The following is a 20,448-nucleotide window of genomic DNA, read 5'->3' on the forward strand; positions in this document are numbered from 1 at the left end:
CAGCGGGGGAGTGCGGGGACGGGGTCAGCCCTTGACGGCCCCCTCGCCGACACCGCGGAAGAAATAACGCTGGAGACAGGCGAACATCACGATCAGCGGGAGGACGGCGATGACGGTGCCCGCCGCGACCAGCCGCTGATTGTCCGCGAACGTGCCGTGCAGAAAGTTCAGACCGATGGTCAGGGTGAACTTCGACTGGTCGCTGAGCACGATCAGCGGCCACAGGAAGTCGTCCCAGGCACCCATGAAGGCAAAGATCGCGACGACGGCGAGGGTTCCCCTGACCGACGGCAGCGCTATCCGTACGAACCGCTGCCAGGCATTGGCGCCGTCGACGAACGCGGCCTCCTCGACCTCGTACGGCAGCCCCGCGAACGCATTGCGCATCAGCAGCACGTTCATCGCACCGACACAGCCGGGCAGCACCACACCGGTCAAGGTGTTGTTGAGCCCCAGTTCCCGCATCGTCACGAACTGGGCGATCATGATGCTCTCGACCGGCACCAGCATCGCCATGATGAAGACGACCAGTGCCACCCCGCGGCCCCGGAAGCGCAGCCTGGCCAGCGCATAGCCCGCCAGCGCCGCGCCCACGCAATTGGTGAGCACATTCGCGGCGGCGACCTTGAGGGAGTTCAGCGCGAAGTCCCAGACCGGGATGATGTCCGCGACGCCGGAGTAGTTGCCGAGGGTGGGCCGTTGCGGAATCAGGCTCGGGGGATAGCGGTAGATGTCCTCGCCGGGGCCTTTGAGGGAGGTGGACAGCTGCCAGAGGAACGGTCCGACCGTCAGCGCGAGCACGGCCAGCAGCAGCGCGTAGCGCAGCGCCAACTGCCAGGCCGGCAGCCGTCGTTCACCGGGCTCCCGCGTCATGCCTCGTCCCCCCGGCGGTTGGCGCGCAGCACCAGCAGCATCAGGCCGAGCGTGATGACGAAGACCACGACGGACAGCGCCGAGGCATAGCCGACCCGGCCGCTGAGGCCCGTGCCGGCCTGCTGGACGAGCATCACCAGCGTGGTGTCCTCGCCGCCGGGGCCGCCGGTCGGACCGGCCATCAGATAGACCTCGGAGAACACCTTGAACGCACCCACCGAGGACAGCGCCGCCACCAGCACCATCGTCGACCGCACCGCGGGCACGGTCACGGTCAGGAAGCGGCGCACCGCGCCCGCGCCGTCGACCGCGCAGGCCTCATGCAGCTCGCGCGGAACGTTGGCCAGCGCCGCCAGATAAATGATCATGTAGTAGCCGAGACCCTTCCACACGGTCACCGCCATCGCGCTGAGCAGCAGCAGCCAGGGATCGCTGAGAAACCCGACCCTGCCGAAGCCCAGGGCCTCCAGCAGCGCATTGATCAGCCCGCGGTCGTCCAGCAGCCACACCCAGATCAGCCCGACCACGACGACGGAGGCCACCACCGGGGTGTAGAACGCGGCCCGGAAGAACGCGATCCCGGGAAGGTGCCGCCGTACGAGCATGGCCAGCAGCAGCGGCAGGACCACCAGCAGCGGGACGACCCCCAGGACGTACAGCACGCTGTTGCGCAGCCCCGTCCAGAACATCGCGTCATGGATCAGCTCCCGGTAATTGGCGCCGCCGACGAAGTGCCCCTCGGTGAGCGTGCGCGCATCGGTGAACGAATGCGTCACCGTGCTCAGAAACGGATAGAGACCGAACGCTCCGACAATCAGCAGCCCGGGAGCCAGGAACAGCCAGGGAGAGGCCGGACCGTGCGTCTTCACGGGGCGCCTCCGCCTCAGCCGGTCTTCAGCAGGCGATTGCATTCGGCGACCGCCCCGTCCAGCGCCGCCCGCGGCGACTGCTTGCCCTGCACCGCCCGGGCGACCGCATTGCGCAGCACCGTCTTCATCTGATCGCTGAGCAGCACCGGCGTGTAATTCACCGCGGTCTTGAGCGATGCGGCCGAGGCCACCCGCACCCGGGTCGCGTCGGTGCCGTCCTCCTTGGTGAAGTAGGGGTCGTCCAGCGAACCCTTGGTGCTCGGAAAGATCGTGACCTTCTTGGCGAAGGCCATCTGATTCTTCTTGTCCGTGACGAAGTGCGCGAACGCGACGGCCGCCGGCTTCACCCCGCTCTGCGCATTCACCATCAGGCCCTGTACGTACATATTGGCCTTACCGGTGTTGTTGACCGTGTCCGTGATCCCGATGTGCCGGTAGAGGCTCGGCGCCTCCTTTTTGAACTTCTGGAGATCGAGCGCACCGCCCGGATTCATGGCCACCGACTCCTGCTGGAATTTCCGCCCGGCGGACTCGGCGTTCGCGGTGAGCGCCTGCGAATCCAGCGCCCCGGCCGCATACAGCTCCTTGTAGTGTTTCAGCAGCTCGACGCCCTTGGGCTCGTTGAAGGTGAACTCCGTACCCTGTGCATTCATCAGTCGTACGCCATAACGCCCGAAATCCTCGACGGCCGGCGTACCCGCGAGCATCGCCGTCTTCCGGCCGCTTTTCTTTGCCATCGATACGGCGTCCCGGAAGAGCTCACCGTATGTCTTCGGCGGCTTCTCCGGATCCAGCCCGGCCCGCCGGAAGAGCTCCTTGTTGTAGAACATCGGCCCGGTGTTGAGATACCAGGGGAAGGCGTAAACCCCCGGCATCCCCGGCATCTCCTGACTCCGCCACGCCCCGTCGAGATACTCCCCGCGATACTTCCCGGCGGCCTTCTGCAGGTCCAGCGCGAGACCGGCCTTGGCCAGCGGATACGCGAGATCGGGCGATACGTTCACCACATCCGGCAGCGTACCGCCCGCCGCGTCGGCGCTGAGTTTCTCCGCATATCCTTCGGCCGGCTGATCGATCCACTTCACCTTGGCGTCCGGGTACTTCTTCTCGAAGTCCGCGATCACGCCCTCGAAGTAATCCTTGAAATTTGCCTTGAGATTCCAGGTCTGAAAAGTGACCTGTCCCTCGACCTTCCCGGAAACATTCTCGGATCCGCCGGATCCTCCTCCGGCACCACATCCGGTCAGTGCAAGCGCCGCTGTGATCACGGCCGCTCCGACAACTGCCGTTCGACGGGAGATACGCATGGCTGTCCGACCCCTTCGCTCCGACTTTCCCGGACGGGGAATGCTGCGCAAGAGACACTCTCGGGTAACGGGTAACGCCGCGGCAGACCGTACTAATGCGATTTAGTGAGTGTCAATACCTGGGTACGGACCGGCCGCTGAACCGGCTGAGACCGGCCGATTGACAGGCCCTTCTCCGCTGCTCAGACTGACCGTACTAATGCGGTTCAGTTCGGAGGGGGCCCGCCATGACATCGTCCGGTGAGGCCGCCCGCCGCAAACCGGCACGCCGACCGACGATCAAGGACATCGCCCGCCGGGCCGGGGTGTCGGAGAGCGCCGTCTCCTTCGCGCTCAACGACCGGCCGGGCGTCTCCCAGGACACCCGCGCCCGGGTGCGGCAGGTGGCGCAGGAGCTGGGCTGGCAGGCCAACAGCGCCGCCCGCGCGCTGTCCGGCGACCGCGCCGGCTGCGCGGGACTGGTCCTCGCCCGCCCCGCCCGGACCCTCGGCGTGGAATCCTTCTTCCTCCAGCTCGTCTCCGGCATCCAGGAAGTGCTCTCGGCGCAAAGGACCGCGCTGCTCTTCCAGGTGGTGGCGGACCTCGACGCCGAATGCGCGCTCTACCGCCGCTGGTGGGCCGAGCGCCGGGTGGACGGCGTCCTCGTCGTCGACCCGCGCACCCAGGACCCGCGGCCGCGGCTGCTCGCCTCGCTCGGCCTGCCCGCGGTCGTCGTCGGCGGCCTCGCAGCCCCGGGACCGGCCGTCCCGGAAGCGGCCGCCGGGCACCCCCAGGTCTCCACCGTGTGGGCCGACGACTCCAAGGCCATGGCCCGCGTCCTCGACCACCTCCACGGCCTCGGTCACCGCCGCATCGCGCATGTGGCCGGCCTGCCGGGGCTGGCCCATACCGAGCGCCGGATCCGCTCGCTGCGTGCCGAAGCCGCCCTCCGGGGCCTCGACGAAGATCACGTCCGCTCGGTGACCACCGACTACTCCGACGCCGAAGGAGCCGAGGCGACCCGCCGCATCCTCGACGCGGCCGAGCCCCCCACCGCGATCATCTATGACAACGATGTGATGGCCGTGGCCGGCGCCTCGGTCGCCGCCGAGCGCAAGATCCCCGTACCGGACGCGCTGTCGATCGTGGCCTGGGACGACTCCGCGCTGTGCCGCGTCACCCATCCCCGCCTGACCGCGCTCGTACGCGACACCCCGGGCTTCGGCAGGCTCGCCGCCCGGGAACTCCTCGCCGTCCTCGACGGCGGGCCGCCGCGCACCGTGCAGGGCGAACTGCCGCACCTGGAAGCGCGGGAGAGCACCGGCACACCGTGACCGCGCCTGCGGAAACGAAGGGGGAGCGGGCCGCCGTGGCCCGCTCCCCCCATAGCGACACTCACTCAGTGATGCGTCACGACCCCCGCCGCCATCCGGCCGCAGTTGGAGCCGGAGACGCTGACGCTGACGGACTCGATCGTGCCGCCCCAGTCGACGCACAGTCCCTTCGCCGCCAGGTACACCGGGCCGGCGTAGGAGGTGTAAAGGCCGCTGTCGTAAACCGGGTCGGAACTTCCGTCGCTCGCTGCGAGATAGGTGTACATGTACACGGGCTTACCGGGACTGTTCCGAACCGTCACGACACAGTTCTTTCCGGTCTTCGCGCTGTAGGTGAGGTACACGGTCCCCTTGCCGGTGACCGGCACGGAATTCACGACGTTGTAGCCGCTTCCGCAAGCCCCGTTGTACGAGGCGGCAGTTGCGGCCGCCGGGGCGGCCGATGCGGTGGTGGCCGTTGCCATTGTGGCCAGCCCCGCCACGGCCATTACCGCTGATCCTGCGATGACACGAGAACGCTTCATGGGAATACCCCCGTCGGGTGTATGCGCTGCGTGGTCATTTCGCAGGGTTGGACACCGGACGTACCGGGATGGTTGTACCGCAACTCACCGAACTTCGAATCAACTTGGGCACAACGGCCGGTCCCCGACGCCGAACGAGGCGCCGGGGACCGGCCGTTGTCGCACGTGAGCTGCGGGATCAGCCGCCGTTCGCGAGCACCTTGAGGCGGGCGACGGAGCCGTTGAATCGGTTACGGTCGCCGACCCCCGGGCCCGAGGAGGTGTGCTGCCAGATGCTGTGGAACTTCCAGCCGGCCGGCAGCGTGCCGACCGAGCCGGCGTAGCGCGGGATCCACAGCGGGTTGCTGTTCCCGAACTGCGCGGAGTTGCCGGTGCACCGCTTCCACCAGTTGGTGGAGGTGTAGATCACCGCATCGCGCCCGGTCTTCGCCCGGTAGGCCTTCACGAAGTCCGCGATCCAGCTGACCATCTCCGGGTGGCTCTTGCCGTAACAGGTCGATCCGTACGGGTTGTACTCCATGTCGAGCGCACCCGGCAGCGTCTTCCCGTCCTTGGACCAGGCGCCGCCATGGGCCGCGAAATAATTCGCCTGGGCCGCACCGGTGGAATGGTCCGGCAGCGCGAAGTGGTACGCCCCGTGGATGAGGCGGGCGTCGAAGGCACCCTTGTACTGCTGCAGAAAGAACGGGTTGCGGTAGCTGATGCCCTCCGTGGCCTTGACGTAGGCGAATTTCACGCCGGCCTCGCGCTGCGCCGACCATCCGACGTTGCCGTTGTGGCTGGAGACATCCACGCCGACCACGGTGGGACGCGTCGACCGCGGCTCCGAGCCCCCGGCCCGGTCGCCTCCCTCGTGGGCGGCGATGGTCGAGCCCATCCAGTCCTGCTCCGGGTGCGCGGGTCTCTTTCCCGCATCCGACGCCCCAGCGGTACCGGGCAGCGCGAGGGGCAGCACGAGCACGGAGAAGAGAGAGACGAAAGTTCCGGCCGCGATATGGCGTGTGCGGCGGGCCGGACCGGATCTGCGCAAGGGCATCGCGTGCCTCCGAAGTCCTTCGGTTGGGTCAGTTCGGCAAAATGCGAGCAGAATTCTGCCGATAAGAAGACTCATACGCTGAACTGACCGCAGCTATGAGCCGACCGGCCATCCATACGCCGACCGGCCGGAGCATCTCACCCGACCAGCCGTCATATCCCATGCGAAGCGGGCCCCGGCAACTGCCGGAGCCCGCTTCGCTACGCAGCGGCGAACGCGCCATTCCGCCGCTTCGCACTGCCTACGCCGACCACCCTGTCGGCTTGTTCACGATGTCTCGCGTCGTACTCATCGCCGGTTGCTGCCGGAGACTCAGTAGGCGGAGTTGACGTTGTCGATGGAGCCGTAACGGTCAGCCGCGTAGTTGGCGGCGGCCGTGATGTTGGCGACCGGGTCGGTGAGGTTATTGGCCGTGCCCGCGACGTGGTAGGTGTCGAAGGTGGGCTGGATCACCTGCAGCAGACCCTTCGAGGGAATGCCGTTGATGGCGTTGATGTCCCAGTCGTTGACGGCGTTCGGGTTGCCGCTGGACTCCCGCATGATGTTGCGGTGCAGGCCCTCGTAGGAGCCGGGTATGCCCTTGGCCTTCATGATGTCCAGGGACTGGCGGATCCAGCCGTCCAGGTTGTTCGCGTAGCGCGTGGGCTCGGCCTTGCGCTCGGTGGAGCGGTTGGCGGCCTGCTTCGCGGTGTGCGCCTGCTTCGGTGCTTCCTTGACCTTGAGCTGCGCGGCCACGGACTCGAGCGCGGGGTGCTCGGCCTTGGGGGCGTCACCCTTCGCGTGCACCGCGGCCGGCATGCCGTTCGCGCTGACCGGCTTCACCGCGGCCGGGGCGTGCGCGGAGGCGGCCTGCGCGGTGCCGGGCTCGGCGGTGACGGCCAGGGCCGTGGTGGCGCCGGCGGCGACCAGGACGGCGGTGGCGACCTTGTGGGTGCGGGTGATGCGGGTCAGGCGGGCGGTGCGGGGCAGGGTGAAGCTAGGCATGCGATGTGACCTCTTCCAGGTACTGGGGACGGGGAGGCGGCCTTCTACGGCGCGTAGAGAGTCCGGGAGTTATTCGCCGCGATTGCCCTTAGGGGCGGAATTCGCTGACTCGTTCCCGGCGCAAATCCATAGTTAGCGACCGGCCCAGCCGCTGGCAATGACCGCTTGTACTACGCGCCTTCGTGAGAAGTGCGGCAATACCCGAAGCCGGGTTCATTTCCCGCCCGACGGCCAGGTTTTCACCCACTAGCCGAGGTCGTACGTGACGTACGCCCTGTGCCCGGCATCACCTGGCAGAGCCCCGAAATCGCTTCCCCAGTCGCGACAAAGTTGCCTGGCTCACATGCGAATTGGGCTTTCCCGGAACCCGCCGTCCGCCCGGATGAGGGGAGCGGAATCCGGATTATTTCGAGATGGCCTTGCGCAGCATTCTCCGAATGTGGCGCAAGGCACCTTTGAAGGGCCCCGGTGCGCGGGAAATGCGTATCGCGGGGCGGCAATCGGTGCGGTACATCACCGTGCTCCGGGACGGCCGTCGGACTAGCCCGTCAGGGAGTTCCATTACGGCGAAGCGGCGGTGTTGATGGTCCGTTCGCGGCATCGATCGGACTGTCGTGTGGCCGCGGGGCCGGGTGTGCCGGATGGTGAGTCGCAAGCAGTAGTCCCCCACTCACTCATCGTAGGGAAACACCATGCTTCGTCGTGTCTCCACCGTCCTCGCCGGCGCCCTTGTGGCGGGCGTCATCGCCACCGGGGGCGCCGCCGCGGCGCCCGCCCCCGAGCACGGTCAGCGCATGCACCAGAGCCAGGGTCAGCACAAGCGTGTCGGCAGCGACCACCGCCGCACCCGTGTCGAGGTCCGCATCGAAGGCGCCCGCCGCGACGGTGGCAAGCGCAAGAACCGTCAGGAGCGCGAGGACGAGCGGGAGGGCCTGTTCCTCGTCGGCCGCCTGCTGCACGCCCTGCTCGGTGGTCACTTCCTCTACGGTCACGGCGGGCTCTGACCTCTGGCCGGCGACAGAAAACGGCAGTGGCCCTGCCCGCGCGATGCGGGCAGGGCCACTGCCGTTGCTGGTGCCGTGCCGTGCCGGTCCGGCGCTGTGCCGGTGGCTCAGTAGGCGGAGTTCACCTTGTCGATCGAGCCGTACTTGTCGGCCGCGTAGTTGGCGGCGGCCGTGATGTTGGCGACCGGGTCGGTCAGGTTCTTGGCGGTACCCGCGACGTGGTACGAGTCGAAGGTGGGCTGGATCACCTGCAGCAGACCCTTGGACGGGACGCCGTTGGCGGCGTTGACGTCATAGCCGTTGACGGCGTTCGGGTTGCCGCTGGACTCCCGCATGATGTTGCGGTGCAGGCCCTCGTAGGAGCCGGGTATGCCCTTGGCCTTCATGATGTCCAGGGACTGGCGGATCCAGCCGTCCAGGTTGTTGCCGTACTGCTGGTTGCCCTTGGGGGCGGCGGCCTGCTTGGCGGTGTGCGCCTGCTTGGCGACGGCGGTGACCTGCAGGTGGCCGGCGGCAGCCACATGGCCGGCCGGCGTCGCGGCCTGGCTCGGCGACGCGAGCGCCACGGCTGCGGCGCAGCTCGCGGTGGCCACCAGCGCAGCGGAGAACTTGCGGGTGCGGCCGATGCGGGCGGTGCGGGGCAGGGTGGTGCTGGGCATACGAAGTGACCTCTTCCAGGGGGGCGGGGGTGGTGCCTTCGGTGGCTCGTGCGCTCCGAGGGTCTGTGCCGCGCTCGCCGCTGGGGCTGAGATCGTCGGCTCGTTCTCGGTGCTGCCGGAAACAATGTTTAGCGAGCGCCCTGGATGGTGGCAATGATGTCGAGTACTACCGATCCTCGTGAGTTGCTGTGAAATGTCCGATGTAAAGGCCGCGCTTGGCGCCCTGTGCCGGATGCGCGTCGACTAGCGGGACTCGTAAGTGACGTACGCCCTGTGCCCGGCATCACCCGGCGGGCACTGATTTCCGACTCTCGGGGGCCCGCAAAGTTGCCTGGCTCACACGTCCGATGGGTGATTCGTGGGGGATTTTCCCGAAACGCGACGGCGCCCCCTGCGCGCCGCGGCGTAGGGGGCGTGACGCGCGCCGCTCGGCGGTCAGTCCTCCAGCAGCCGGGCGGCCAGATGCTCGATCCGGGAGTGCCAGGCGGCCAGCGCCGTTGCGGTGTCGAAGCCCCGCGGCCCGGTCTGGGTGAGGACGAGCCGGGGGCCGTGGCCGGTGCCGCGCCGCAGCTCCCAGCGGACGGTGCCCTCCGGGTGCCAGCGGTAGGCGAGCACCTCGGACGCCCGGACCTCGGTGACCGGCCCGCCCGGAACCTTCTCCGCGGTGAAGCCCTCGGGAGCGGGCTCGCCCGGCGCCGGCTCGTCGCCCCCGGTCAGTGCGGCCCAGACGGCGTCGGCGGGCCGTACGAGCTGGCGCTCGAAGCGGATCCGGGGGCCGTCCGCGGTGTCCTCGACGGTGCCCTGGCCCAGATCGAACTGCTCGAGATACGCCTCGTGCAGCGCACCCGAATCGGGATACACGGCGGTCGATTCGCCGTCGAGCAGCTGCGACAGCGCGCTGATGCACAGATGCCAGCCGGAGGCGAAGCTCGCGCCGCCGAAGCGGTCGCCGAAGGTGTGCACCAGGGTCAGCAGCGAACCGTCGCCGTCGGAGGTGATCTCCCAGCTCAGATGGTCCTCGCCCCAGGTGAACGCGAAGAGGCGGGGCGCGTCGGCATCGGTGACCGTGCCGGTCATGGCGACGCCGCTCACCCCGGGCATCGAGAAGGTCATCGCCCCGCCGGGCCTGAGCTCCACCGTGACCTCGGAGGGGAACCACTGCTCGATCTGCGCCGGGTCCGTGATCGCGGCCCAGACCTTCTCGGGCGGATGGGCCAGCCGGCGTTCCATCCGCAGCGCGGTGCGGCCGTCGGCGGTGCGAAGGGTGTCGGAGTGGGGGTTCATCGGGGGTCCTCCATGGCGTCGAGATGCCGTTCGAGAGCATCGAGGCTCCCGGTCCACAGATGCCGGTAGTGAGCGAGCCAGGCGTCGAGCTCCGCGAGCGGCTCGGGCCGCAGCTCGTACCAGCGGCGCTGGGCGTCCTGCCGGACCTGAACGAGCCCGGCCTCGCGCAGCACCCGCAGATGCTTGGAGGTGCCGGGCTGGCTCAGCCCCGTCCGCTCCGTCAGCTCACCGACCAGATGCGGTCGCTCCAGGAGCAGATCGAGGATCCTGCGCCGGCTCGGCTCCGCGAGTACGTCGAACGGTATGGGCATGCGTCACAGTATTGCCTGTGAGTTATATAACCACAAGGGAATGTAAATCTCCGCTGGTCAGGACGCTCATCAGCTCCGGGCTCCCCGAGTCGCGCGGCACCCTGGCTGCTACGCGTACGCCGGATCCCCCACCGTCATCTCCTCCCGCTCCGCCGGAACGAGACACGGCGCCGAGTGCAGCGGCGCGTCGGTGAAGAAGCGCGCGGCCAGGTCCGCGACGTCCTGCGGGCGCTCCAGCACCACCCAGTGGTCGGCGTCGGGAATCATCAGGAAGCGGCTGCCGAGGATGCCGGCCGCGAAGTCGCGCTGCCGGGCCGGGGCGGTGACCGTGTCGTGCTCCCCGCTGAAGACGAGCGTCGGTACGCCGGCCAGGCCGGAGGAGAAATCCGGGCGGTCCATCAGCGCGCGGCGCAGCGCATCGACGGCGTGCGGTGAGTGCCGGGCCGCGTGCAGCATGGAGCGTCGGACGTAGCGATAGGCCAGCCGCCGCTTGGTGACGTGCCGGCGCTCGTCAAGGCACATCAGGCCCTCGGTGACCAGCGTGGCGAAGGACTCCGCATCGCCGCGCGCGAGATGGTCGGCGGCCTGCCGCCAGTGGTCGAGCTGCGCGGTGGTGATGTGCGCAGGTACGCCGCCGAGCGCCAGCCGCGCGATCCGGCGCGGGAAGCGCTGGGCGCATGCGTAGGCGAGGCCGGCGCCGTAGGAGAAGCCGAAGAGATTGATCTGCGGGACGTCCAGGTCGTCGATGACGCGCTCGATCGCTGCGCACACGATGTTGATGCTCGGCCCCGGGGGCAGCGCATCGGCGCTGCCCATACCGGGCAGGTCGGCGGTCACCACGTCCGCCACCGGCCCCACCCGGTCCTCCATCTGCGGCCAGCCGAACATCCCCTGCAACGCGCCGCCCAGCACCATGACGGGCTCGGTGGCCCTCTCCGGCTGCCGGAGGACCCGGTATGAATAGGACACCCCGCTCACCGACAAAGCGCGGATCGTTTCCTCGGCCATGACTGATTCCTTCTCGGGAAGACGGACGGGAACGGGCCGCGCCGATGCGGCGCGGCCGTTCCCGTCGGTCACTGTCGGTGGGGTGCGGATGACTGACAACCGCGCTAACCGCGCGTCAGCACGAGTGCGGCGTTGTGCCCGCCGAAGCCGAGCGAGGTCTTGACCGCGCAGTCGAATCTCGCAGGCCGGGCCTCCTTGCGCACGATCTCGATCGGGATCCGCGGGTCCGGTACGTCGAGATTGGCGGTCGGCGGCACCAGCTGATGCTCCAGCGCGAGCACGGTGAGCGCCGTCTCGATGCCACCGGCGGCGCCCAGCGTGTGCCCGGTCATCGCCTTGGTGGACGTGACGAGGGGGTGATCGCCCAGTACCCGCCCCAGCATGGTCGCCTCGATGAGGTCGTTGACGACCGTCGATGTGCCGTGCGCATTGACATACCCGACGTCGCCGGCCGCCACGTCCGCGTCGGCCAGCGCCGTGCGCAGCGCCCGTTCGATGCCCGCTCCGTCGGGGTCGGGGGCGACCGCCGCGTACGCGTCGCTGGACGCGCCGTAGCCGCGGACGTGGGCGCGGACGGTGGCACCACGGGCGCGGGCGTGCTCGGGCCGCTCCAGTACGAGCAGGCCGGCGCCCTCGCCGACGACGAAGCCGTCGCGTTCCGCGTCGAACGGCCGGCAGGCCGCGGCCGGGTTCTCCCGCCGGACGGAGACCGCCTTCATCTGGCAGGCGCTGGCGATCAGCAGCCGGGAGACGGTCGACTCGGCGCCGCCCGCGATGGCGATATCGCAGACCCCGGCGCGCAGCAGCTGGTGCGCGGTGCCCAGGGCGACGGTCCCGGAGGAGCAGGCGGTCGCCACGCCGAAGCTGGGGCCGTGCACCTTGAGGTCCGTGCAGACGCTGCTGGCCGCGCTGTTGATGACGGTCAGCGGGGCGAGCTTGGGGGAGACCCGCCGGGCACCGCGCTCCGACATCGCGACATGCTGCTCGTCATAGAACGGCAGCCCGCCGTGCGCGGAGCCGATGACCACCGCGATCCGGCTGCTGTCCCAGGTCCCCGGGTCCAGACCGGCATCCGCGACCGCCTCCCGTGCGGCGATCACCGCGAGCTGCGAGAAGCGGTCCATCAGTCGCTGGGTGGCCACGCCGAGCACCGCGGCCGGGTCCAGATCCGCGATCGTGTACATGAAGTCGCAGGGCAGGTCGACCAGTTCCTCCTGCCGGGTCACTCCGCTCGGCACGGTGTCCTGGGTGACGGAGTGCCAGGTGGCCTTCGTCCCCACACCCGCCGCGGTCACCAGTCCCAGTCCCGTTACCGCCGCGGAGAACGGCTGCTGCGGGGCCGTCACGCGGCGACTTTGCCGTCGACGGCCATCACCAGCGCACCCACGGTGTCCCGTGAGGACAGCGCCACCTCGTCGAGGTCGACGCCCAGCCGGTCCTCGATGAGCACGCGGAGCTCCTCCAGCGCCAGTGAGTCCATCTTCAGATCGCGCAGCGAAATCTCGTGGCTGATGCTGGCCCTGGCGACCCCGAATCGTTGGACCAGCAGGTCGTTGACAACTTCTGCCGCATTCACGTGGCGCTCCTCCGCTGTTCGTAGGCGTGCTGCCAACCGCGTCCTGGCGGGTGCTCGCCGGCGGCTCCGGCTGGTTTGGCCATCTTTATACGCCTTGGTCCCAAAGACCCCCCAACCTCGGTAGCTCAATGGAGTGATGAGCGGATCGAGGGGGTGCGAGGAAGGGTGCGCGGCGGCGCGGACGGCGTCTGACTGCCCTAACGGCGCGTGCCGGCGGAGGGTACGGGGCGAAGCCCGCCGGGCCCGGCCGCGCCGGGCCCAACCCGCCCCTGTGTCACCCGTCAGGCCTCGTCGAGCGACTCCGTGACCCGCCCCAACAGGCCCCGCAGCGTACGGAGTTCCTCGAGCGTCAGGCCGGTCGCGGCCAGTATGCGGCGGGGGACCGGCAGGGCCTGGGTGCGCAGGTCGTCGCCCGTCGCCGTCAGATGGATGGTGACCGACCGCTCGTCCTCGGCGCTGCGCTCGCGGCGTACCAGGCCAGCGGTCTCCAGTCGCTTGAGGAGCGGGGAGAGGGTGCCGGAGTCGAGCCGCAGTCGCTCGCCGATGGACTTGACGGGCTGCGGGCCGTGCTCCCAGAGGACCAGCATCGCCAGGTACTGGGGGTAGGTCAGGCCGAGGTCTTTGAGGGCGTCCCGGTAGACGCCGCCGAACGCGCGCGAGGCGGCATGCAGCTGGAAGCAGACCTGGTGGTCGAGGCGGAGCAGTTCGGAGTCGGGTACCGGGAGCGTGGTCATGGGTTCAGGTTAGCTCGCCGGCCATTTAGTTGCACACAACTTAGTTGCGCACAACTTAAACGTGTGCAATCGTTGGAGCCATCGGGCGGCCGGAGAGCGGCCGCCGGCCCATGAAACCCAGGGAGAATCCGATGGACGCGCTGTACACCGCTGTCGCCACCGCCAATGGACGCGAGGGCCGGGCCGTCAGCTCCGACGGGCAGATCGACCTCGCGCTCGCCATGCCGCCGGCGCTCGGGGGCAGTGGCGCGGGCACCAACCCCGAGCAGCTCTTCGCGGCCGGGTACGCGGCCTGCTTCGCCAGCGCGATGAGCAATGTCGGGCGCCAGATGAAGATCGACACCAAGGACGTCTCGGTGACCGCCGAGGTCTCCATCGGCAAGGACGACACCGGCTTCGGCCTCGGCGTGATCATGCGGGTGGAGCTGCCGGACGCGCTCGCCGGCGAGACCGGACGTCAGCTGGTCGAGGCGACCCACCAGTACTGCCCGTACTCCAAGGCCACCCGCGGCAACATCGAGGTCGAGCTCGTCATCGAGTAGGGCGGCCGGACCGCCGGACCGCCGGGCCGGCCGGTCCGGCCCGGCGGCCGCGCGACGACCGCCCGGCCGCCCGTGCCCTCGCGCGCCCGCGCGGCTCGACGCCGTACGCACGGGGCGGGTCCGCCGGGGCGGCCCCTCAGGCATCGCCGGCCGCGTACACCCGCCGCCCGCCCACGAACGTCTGCAGGACCCGGGTCTCGGCGATGGCCTCGCCCGGACCGTCGAAGGGATCGCGGTCCAGGACCACCAGATCCGCCAGCTTGCCGGGCTGGATGGTGCCGGTGTCGTCGAGGTGGTTGGCGTAGGCGCTGCCCGCCGTGTACGCGGCGAGGGCCGAGCCGAGGTCGATCCGCTGCTCCGGCAGGAACACCGGCGTCGACGCCGGGGCCTCCGGCTCCCGGCGGTTGACCGCGACATGCAGGGCGGCGATCGGATCGGGGGAGCTGACCGGCCAGTCGCTGCCCGCCGCGAGGGTCGCGCCGGAGCGGAGCAGATCGCCGAACGGGTACTGCCAGGAAGCACGTTGGGCGCCCAGGAAGGGAATGGTCAGCTCGTCCATCTGCGGCTCGTGGGCCGCCCACAGGGCCTGGATGTTCGCGGTCGCCCCGAGCCTGCGGAAGCGCGGCACATCATCGGGGTGCACGACCTGGAGGTGGGCGAGGTGGGGCCGGGTGTCCCGCCACCCGTTCGTCGTCCGGGCGGCCTCGACGGCGTCCAGGGCCTCCCGGACGGCGCGGTCGCCGAGCGCGTGGAAGTGGACCTGGAACCCTTCGGCGTCCAGCTCGGTGACGTACGCCCGCAGCGCCTCGGGGTCGATGAACGAGATCCCGCTGTTGTCGGAGGCGCATCCGCACGCGGTCAGATACGGGCCGAGCATGGCCGCCGTGTGGTTCTCCGCGATCCCGTCCTGCATGATCTTCACGCTGGTCGCCCGCAGCCGTCCACCGCTCAACTTCTCCCGGAGCGCGAGCAGTTCGGGAATCTGCTCGGCCCCGCGCGCCCGGTCCCACCACAGGGCGCCGGTCACCCGCGCGGTCAGCTTCCCCGCGTCGCGGGCCGCCAGATAGGCGGGGCTGGCGTCGGGCACTCCGGGGCCGCGGCCCAGCATCGCGTCCTGCCACGCGGTCACGCCGTACCCGTGGAGGAGACGCTGCGCCCGGAGCAGCCCTTCGGTCCGTTCGGCGAGGGTCGGCTCGGGGACCAGGTCGCCGACCAGCCGCATGGCACCCTCCTGCAGCATGCCGGTCGGCTCGCCGGCGGCGTCGCGCTCGATGCGCCCGTCGGCCGGGTCGGGCGTACGGGCGGTGAGCCCGGCCAGTTCCAGGGCACGGGAGTTGGCCCAGCCGCCGTGGTGATCGCGGTTGACCAGGAACACCGGGCGGTTCGGAACGATGGCGTCCAGGAAATCCCGGGTCGGCATGCCACCGGGAAACGCCTCGAGCGACCAGCCGCCTCCGGTGATCCACGGCGCTTCGGGATGCGCGGTGGCGTAGGAGTGGATCAGCTCGCGATACGCCTCGGCGGTGCCCGCCGAGCTGAGATCGCACTGGCCCAACTCCAGCCCGCCGCCCACCGGATGCACATGCGCGTCCTGGAACCCCGGGATGAGCAGCTTGCCCCGCAGGTCGACGACCTCCGTACCGGGCCCGATCAGGTCGCGTATCCCGTCCTTCTCCCCGTCGTGCCCGACGGCGACGATACGGTCCCCGCGCACGGCCACCGCGCTCGCCCGACTTCGTGCGGGGTCGACGGTGTGCACGGGGCCGGAGAGGAAGACAAGGTCGGCAGGGGTGGTGGTGTCCATGGTGGCCATGGGGGAGCTGCTCCTGTGGCGTTGGGGGTTGGGGAGGGAGAGGAGAAGGAGAGGGGCGTGGAGGGCGGGCCATTACGCACCCGGACGGGCGGCAGGTCAGCGGGCGGACGGAAGGATGATCATCCCTCGGAGGGATCGGGCAGCCGGGCGCCCGCCCCGTCCATCGGCAGCGTGATCGCATCGGCGTCCGTCCCGCGGCCGGTACGGAAATACGGGGCGTGGCGTACCCACTTGGCCCACGCGGCGACGGCGAGACCCGCCAGCACGAAGAGCGCGGGCAGCAACAGCATGAACCAGCCGTTGTCCGGGCTCGCCTCGAAGTGGTCGCTCATCGTCGCGTAGTCCCAGATGAGGTAGCCGCCGAGCCCGAACAGCGCCAGCGCGCTGGCCGCCGGCACGACCACGTCCCGCAGCGCGCTGCCCGGCCCCGCCCGCAGGCTCGAGCGGAAGCGCACCGCACAGGCGAGCGCGGTGAGTCCGTAATAGAGGGCCACCGTCAGGCCGATCGAGTTGACCGCGGTGAGGATCATGTCGCTGAGCTTGGGGACGCCGACCGCGAGTACGGCGAGCAGCGCGGCGAAGGCCATGATCAGGAGCGTGCCCACGGCGGGCGAGCCGTACCGCGGATGCACCCGCTGCCACACCGGGCCCAGCGTCCGGTCCCGCGCCATGGCCAGCGCGCCCCGGGCGGTGGGGATGACGCTGGACTGGAGCGAGGCGAACGCGGAGCACATCAGGGCGGCCAGCGGCAGGGACGCCCAGGGCTCCGGTGCCAGCCGGGTGCCGAGGAAGGTGAGCGCCTGCGGTCCGTTGCGGATCAGTTCGTCGGTGTTCATCACCCGCTGAAAGGCGAACGCTCCGAGGATGAACAGGCCGAGCATCGCCACCAGCGCGATCAGGCCGCCGCGTGCGGCGTCGGACGCGCTGCGCGTCTCCTCGTTCACGCTGAACGCGGCATCCCACCCCCAGTAGATGAAGACCGCGATCACCATTCCCTGGGCGAGGGCCTGCGGCGAGCCGATCTCGAAGGGGTTCAGCCAGGAGAGCGAGAACGGCTGGTCGCCGACGACCAGCGCGTAGCCGCAGAAGCCCAGCAGCACCACGTACTCGAAGATCAGCAGCCCCAGCTGCATCCGGGTCGCGGAGCGGACACCCGTGATGGCGGTGACCGTGACGGCGACCAGCGCCACCAGCCCGACCGCGGTGCTGATGCCCGTGGAGGACGGGTCCATCCGCAGCCCCAGCACGCTGTGCACGCCGAGCTTGTTCAGGAACTGCAGCACGACGGAGCCGGTGACCGCGCCCGTGTACGCCATGAAGATCACATTGCCGACCAGTACCACCCACCCGGTCAGAAAGCCGGGCCAGGGGCCGATGGACCGGCCCACCCAGGTGTAGCCGCTGCCGCAGTTCGGCTCGGTGCGGTTGAGGCGGGCGTACGACAGCGCGATGCCGAGGATCGGGAGGAACGCGAGCAGGAGAAGGGCGGGGGTCTGGCGGCCCGCGTACGCGGCCAGCGTGCCCATCCCGATGCCGATGCTCGTGGTCGCTGCCGTACTCGACGCGGCTATCGCCACCCCGTCCTTCACGCCCAGCGAGCGGCGCATCGTCGCCGGTCCGGGGTCCTGTGGCGACTGCTGCGCCTGCTGCACTTCGGAGGGGGGCATGGCACACGCTCCTTGGGCGGGTGGGCCGGGCCGGTTCCGGCGGGGCCGTGTGTCCGCCGATGAAACAGCCCGTTCATCCTTGTGTCAACGGTGTTGACGTAACCTGGTGATTAACTGGCGCAGGTCAGTGCCGAGGCGGCGACGGGCGAAGCGGAGGGGATCGGCGTGACGGAGAGCGAGCGCGTTCCGGCCGAGCGCAAACGGCGCCGGCCGACGAGTTCGGGTGTGGTGCTGTCCGCCGACCTCATCGTCGACACGGCGCGCCAACTCATCGACGCGGAGGGCGCGGGGGCCTTCACCGTACGGAAACTGGGCGCGGCCCTCGGCGCCGACCCCTCCGCCGTCTACCGCTACTTCCGCAACACCGAGGACCTCCTGCTGGCGCTGGCCGACCGGCTGATCGGCGAGTCCATGGCCGGCTTCGCGTCCAGCGGCGACTGGGCCGCCGACCTGCGGGACTTCGGTCTGCGCGCCTACCGCTCGGCGCTGCGCCACCCGCAGATCGCGGTGTTCAGTACGGTCCGCGTCACGGGCCGCCCGCACGAACAACGCGCCGTCGACACCGGCATCGGCCTGCTCCTGGAGGCGGGCTTCGACGAGGCCACCGCCGTACGCCACTACCACGCCCTCGTCGACACCGTCCTCGGGCACGCGGCCCTGGACGCCGCGTTCCTGCGCCTCGCCCCCGCCCAACGCGCCGCGGACGAGGAGGCCTGGCAGGCGGCGTACGCCGGGCTGCCCGAGGACGCGTACCCGAGTCTGCAGCGCGTACGGGACCACCTTCCGCTCATGTCGGGCACGGCGGTCGAGGCGGCGCTGGATCTGCTGATCGCGGCGCTGCGGGCTTCGTCGTCGGGGGCGTCGGGGGCGTCGGGGGCGTCGCGGTAGGGCGATGCGGGGCGCGGGGCTTTCGCCAACTCCATCTGCAGCACGAGGAGTTGATGCGATACCTCCCGCATGGGCCGCGCGCGGTCCCGATCGCCGGCCCGGGTCGCGCTACCCGGTTCGCTTGCCGTGCGCGAGCGCTACGCGGGAGTGACACGTGGAATATGGAAAATGGAATAACGCACCGAACCGGGCATTTCCCTCGCTCGGGTGCAACCATGGTGCATGCCCTTTCGATGGCTGGTGCATATGCCCGAGCGACTGCCGCGACGGCGAAATCTGAGCCCGGTCCTGACCCTGATCCCGATCGGCCTCATCGTCGCGGTCGTGGTGATCGACGTGCTGTCGCCGCCCAACGTCCATCTCGGGCCGTTGCTCGTCGCGGCCCCCGCCATCACGGCGGCATTCTCCGGGCCCTTTCTCACCGCCGCGATCGGCGCGCTGGCGGTCGCGGCCCAGGTGGGCATCGGTGTGGCACGGGGCGTCCTGCTGACCGAGAACCTCCAGGCCCAGATCGCCGCGCTGGTGGTCGTCTCCGCGCTGGTCGTCGTCTTCACCGTCGTACGGGACCGCAATGAGCGGCGGCTCAGCCAGAGCCGTTCGGTGGCCGGCGTCGCCCAGCAGGTGCTGCTGCGGCCGCTGCCCCGGCGCAGCGGCGCGCTGGAGATCGCCTCGCTCTACCTGCCCGCCGAGGAAGAGGCGGAGATGGGGGGCGATCTGTTCGCGGCGGCGCGTACCGCGCGGAGCACCCGGCTGATCATCGGCGATGTGCGCGGCAAGGGATTGCCGGCGTACGGCAACGCCGCCCTCATCCTGGGGGCCTTCCGCGCGGCCGCCCATCGCCAGGCCACCCTGCCGAAGCTCGCCGTCCACCTCGACGGCGCGGTCAGCTGGGACAGCGGCCAGTGGCGCGCCGATCCGGGCCCGGGAGGCGCGGCGGGGGAGCGGGGGGAGAGCGCGTACGACGCCACCGACGCCGACCCGGGCGCCGACGCCGACCCGGGCACCGATACCAACACGGACACCGACCCCGACACCGACGAGACCTTCGCGACCGTCTCGCTCTTCGACATCCCCGACCAGTGGCCCGTACTGCGCACCATCACCTGCGGCCACCCACCCGCCCTACTGCTGCGCGACGGCGAGACCATCACGTTGCATGCCCAGCGGACCTCTCTGCCCATCGGGCTCGGCACGCTGGCCGGAGATCTTGATTATGAAGTGGAGACCTTTCCCTTCGAGCCCGGTGATCTGTTGCTGCTGTACACGGACGGGGTGACCGAGGCCCGTGACAGCCGAGGGGCGTTCTATCCGCTCGTCGAGCGCGCCGCCGCCTGGAGCGGGAGCACTCCGCAGCAGCTGCTGCGGTGTCTGCGCGAGGAGCTGCTGACGCATACGGACGGCCGGCTGGGCGACGACGCCGCCGCGGTCGCCGTGCGGCGGCTGCCCAGCCATCCGCCGCACGCCAGGGCCTACTGACGCCGGTCCGCCAGGCAACCACCACAGTTGTAGTACGTCACGTCCCAGTGGTCGCCCTCCTTGTAGTAGACGTTCCCGCTGCCGGACCTCCACTTGGAGCCGCCGATGGAGGCGAAGGTGGCGGTGATGTAGTGGGTCAGGCAGGAGGAGAGGCTGAAGTCGACCTTGTAGCCGTTCCAGTGGCTGTAGGTCCCGCCGGCGTGGCCGGTCTCGGTGCCGCCGGTGAGGTTGATCGCACAGCCGCTGGCGCCCTTGAGCGTGATCACGCCGTCCACGGTGGCGGAGTTGATCTCGTCGAACGAGGTGCAGGTGGCGTTGTTGCGGTCCGCGCAGCCGCCACTGGAGGACCAGCTGATACCGGCCGCGCGGAACTTGCCGGTGGCCTGCGCATGGCTGAGCTTGGCGAGCGCGGCGGGGGCGGCGGCGTACGTGGTGGCGGCGCCACCCACCAGGGCCACTGCCGCGAGCATGACAATGCCGGTGCCGGTCGCGGCCGTACGTCGGAGCATGGGTACCTCCTGAAGGAAGGGCAACGCTCCGAGCGTGGCCCGACCGGCCGAGGTCGTCAACTGTGCTTCGC

At 69.9% G+C, this 20,448-nt stretch carries 21 protein-coding genes; 5 read left to right on the plus strand and 16 right to left on the minus strand.

Features of this window, described 5'->3' with window-relative positions:
• Nucleotides 1–24: 24 nt before the first annotated feature.
• The 3 genes from ACIRPT_RS03255 to ACIRPT_RS03265 are packed head-to-tail and all read right to left on the minus strand — an operon-like array spanning nt 25 to nt 3,049.
• A complete protein-coding gene (locus ACIRPT_RS03255; RefSeq protein ID WP_403821395.1) occupies nt 25–873 on the minus strand; it encodes a carbohydrate ABC transporter permease in 849 nt (282 codons plus the stop codon).
• The gene (locus ACIRPT_RS03260) at nt 870–1,784 is read right to left on the minus strand and encodes a carbohydrate ABC transporter permease (protein WP_403821398.1); all 915 of its coding nucleotides are present in this window, start codon (nt 1,782–1,784) and stop codon (nt 870–872) included. Before ACIRPT_RS03260 ends, ACIRPT_RS03255 begins: the two co-directional genes overlap by 4 nt.
• Nucleotides 1,757–3,049: an extracellular solute-binding protein gene (locus ACIRPT_RS03265; protein WP_403821780.1), complete on the minus strand. Its 1,293-nt coding sequence runs from the start codon at nt 3,047–3,049 to the stop codon at nt 1,757–1,759. Before ACIRPT_RS03265 ends, ACIRPT_RS03260 begins: the two co-directional genes overlap by 28 nt.
• Before the next feature lie 227 nt (nt 3,050–3,276).
• On the opposite strand from ACIRPT_RS03265, the gene ACIRPT_RS03270 reads away from it, so the two are divergent.
• Nucleotides 3,277–4,362: a LacI family DNA-binding transcriptional regulator gene (locus ACIRPT_RS03270; RefSeq protein ID WP_403821401.1), complete on the plus strand. Its 1,086-nt coding sequence runs from the start codon at nt 3,277–3,279 to the stop codon at nt 4,360–4,362.
• A 65-nt stretch (nt 4,363–4,427) separates the two neighbouring features.
• Here ACIRPT_RS03270 and ACIRPT_RS03275 read toward each other — a convergent pair whose 3' ends face one another.
• The 3 genes from ACIRPT_RS03275 to ACIRPT_RS03285 all read right to left on the minus strand — a co-directional run bounded on the left by ACIRPT_RS03275 (nt 4,428) and on the right by ACIRPT_RS03285 (nt 6,906).
• The gene (locus tag ACIRPT_RS03275) at nt 4,428–4,886 is read right to left on the minus strand and encodes a spore-associated protein A (protein WP_403821404.1); all 459 of its coding nucleotides are present in this window, start codon (nt 4,884–4,886) and stop codon (nt 4,428–4,430) included.
• A gap of 178 nt (nt 4,887–5,064) precedes the next feature.
• On the minus strand, nt 5,065–5,922 hold the full coding sequence (locus ACIRPT_RS03280) for a lysozyme (RefSeq protein WP_403821407.1): 858 nt from the start codon (nt 5,920–5,922) through the stop codon (nt 5,065–5,067).
• Between the two features lie 312 nt (nt 5,923–6,234).
• The gene (locus tag ACIRPT_RS03285; RefSeq protein ID WP_403821409.1) at nt 6,235–6,906 is read right to left on the minus strand and encodes a transglycosylase SLT domain-containing protein; all 672 of its coding nucleotides are present in this window, start codon (nt 6,904–6,906) and stop codon (nt 6,235–6,237) included.
• Nucleotides 6,907–7,598: 692 nt separating this feature from the next.
• Here ACIRPT_RS03285 and ACIRPT_RS03290 point away from each other — a divergent pair.
• Nucleotides 7,599–7,910, plus strand: coding sequence for a hypothetical protein (locus tag ACIRPT_RS03290; RefSeq protein ID WP_403498578.1), 312 nt, complete (start codon nt 7,599–7,601; stop codon nt 7,908–7,910).
• Nucleotides 7,911–8,017: 107 nt separating this feature from the next.
• Here ACIRPT_RS03290 and ACIRPT_RS03295 read toward each other — a convergent pair whose 3' ends face one another.
• The 7 genes from ACIRPT_RS03295 to ACIRPT_RS03325 form a co-directional block, all read right to left on the minus strand.
• Nucleotides 8,018–8,569, minus strand: coding sequence for a transglycosylase SLT domain-containing protein (locus tag ACIRPT_RS03295; protein WP_403821412.1), 552 nt, complete (start codon nt 8,567–8,569; stop codon nt 8,018–8,020).
• Between the two features lie 435 nt (nt 8,570–9,004).
• Entirely contained in the window at nt 9,005–9,853 is an 849-nt protein-coding gene (locus tag ACIRPT_RS03300; RefSeq protein ID WP_403821415.1) for an SRPBCC family protein, read from the minus strand.
• Nucleotides 9,850–10,164, minus strand: a complete 315-nt coding sequence (locus tag ACIRPT_RS03305; protein WP_403821418.1) for an ArsR/SmtB family transcription factor — start codon at nt 10,162–10,164, stop codon at nt 9,850–9,852. The genes ACIRPT_RS03300 and ACIRPT_RS03305 overlap by 4 nt, the downstream gene beginning before the upstream one ends.
• A 108-nt stretch (nt 10,165–10,272) precedes the next feature.
• Nucleotides 10,273–11,172 carry an alpha/beta fold hydrolase gene (locus ACIRPT_RS03310; protein WP_403821421.1) on the minus strand — a complete coding sequence of 300 codons (900 nt, stop codon included), beginning with the start codon at nt 11,170–11,172 and terminating at the stop codon, nt 10,273–10,275.
• A 104-nt stretch (nt 11,173–11,276) separates the two neighbouring features.
• Complete coding sequence (locus ACIRPT_RS03315; RefSeq protein ID WP_403821424.1) at nt 11,277–12,518, minus strand: beta-ketoacyl-[acyl-carrier-protein] synthase family protein; 1,242 nt, start codon at nt 12,516–12,518, stop codon at nt 11,277–11,279.
• Nucleotides 12,515–12,748 (minus strand): acyl carrier protein, encoded by a 234-nt coding sequence (locus ACIRPT_RS03320; protein ID WP_403498586.1) that lies wholly within the window; start codon nt 12,746–12,748, stop codon nt 12,515–12,517. Before ACIRPT_RS03320 ends, ACIRPT_RS03315 begins: the two co-directional genes overlap by 4 nt.
• 281 nt (nt 12,749–13,029) lie before the next feature.
• On the minus strand, nt 13,030–13,482 hold the full coding sequence (locus tag ACIRPT_RS03325) for a MarR family winged helix-turn-helix transcriptional regulator (protein ID WP_403821427.1): 453 nt from the start codon (nt 13,480–13,482) through the stop codon (nt 13,030–13,032).
• A 131-nt stretch (nt 13,483–13,613) separates the two neighbouring features.
• Here ACIRPT_RS03325 and ACIRPT_RS03330 point away from each other — a divergent pair, with 131 nt between their 5' ends.
• Complete coding sequence (locus ACIRPT_RS03330) at nt 13,614–14,024, plus strand: organic hydroperoxide resistance protein (protein ID WP_403498589.1); 411 nt, start codon at nt 13,614–13,616, stop codon at nt 14,022–14,024.
• A gap of 136 nt (nt 14,025–14,160) precedes the next feature.
• Here ACIRPT_RS03330 and ACIRPT_RS03335 read toward each other — a convergent pair whose 3' ends face one another.
• Nucleotides 14,161–15,828, minus strand: a complete 1,668-nt coding sequence (locus tag ACIRPT_RS03335) for an amidohydrolase (RefSeq protein WP_403821783.1) — start codon at nt 15,826–15,828, stop codon at nt 14,161–14,163.
• 128 nt (nt 15,829–15,956) lie between these two features.
• Nucleotides 15,957–17,504 carry an APC family permease gene (locus tag ACIRPT_RS03340; RefSeq protein ID WP_403821430.1) on the minus strand — a complete coding sequence of 516 codons (1,548 nt, stop codon included), beginning with the start codon at nt 17,502–17,504 and terminating at the stop codon, nt 15,957–15,959.
• A gap of 165 nt (nt 17,505–17,669) precedes the next feature.
• Between ACIRPT_RS03340 and ACIRPT_RS03345 the strand changes: the two genes are divergently transcribed.
• Together ACIRPT_RS03345 and ACIRPT_RS03350 are read left to right on the plus strand one after the other, a co-directional pair.
• Nucleotides 17,670–18,392, plus strand: coding sequence for a helix-turn-helix domain-containing protein (locus ACIRPT_RS03345; protein WP_403821433.1), 723 nt, complete (start codon nt 17,670–17,672; stop codon nt 18,390–18,392).
• A gap of 222 nt (nt 18,393–18,614) precedes the next feature.
• Complete coding sequence (locus ACIRPT_RS03350; RefSeq protein ID WP_403821436.1) at nt 18,615–19,868, plus strand: PP2C family protein-serine/threonine phosphatase; 1,254 nt, start codon at nt 18,615–18,617, stop codon at nt 19,866–19,868.
• Here the strand turns inward: ACIRPT_RS03350 and ACIRPT_RS03355 are convergent.
• Nucleotides 19,862–20,377 carry a hypothetical protein gene (locus tag ACIRPT_RS03355; RefSeq protein WP_403821439.1) on the minus strand — a complete coding sequence of 172 codons (516 nt, stop codon included), beginning with the start codon at nt 20,375–20,377 and terminating at the stop codon, nt 19,862–19,864. The two genes, ACIRPT_RS03350 and ACIRPT_RS03355, sit on opposite strands and share 7 nt — an antisense overlap.
• Nucleotides 20,378–20,448: the final 71 nt, after the last annotated feature.

Origin of the sequence: Streptomyces sp. NPDC101227, from assembly GCF_044767545.1 — a bacterium.
Classification (GTDB): domain Bacteria; phylum Actinomycetota; class Actinomycetes; order Streptomycetales; family Streptomycetaceae; genus Streptomyces.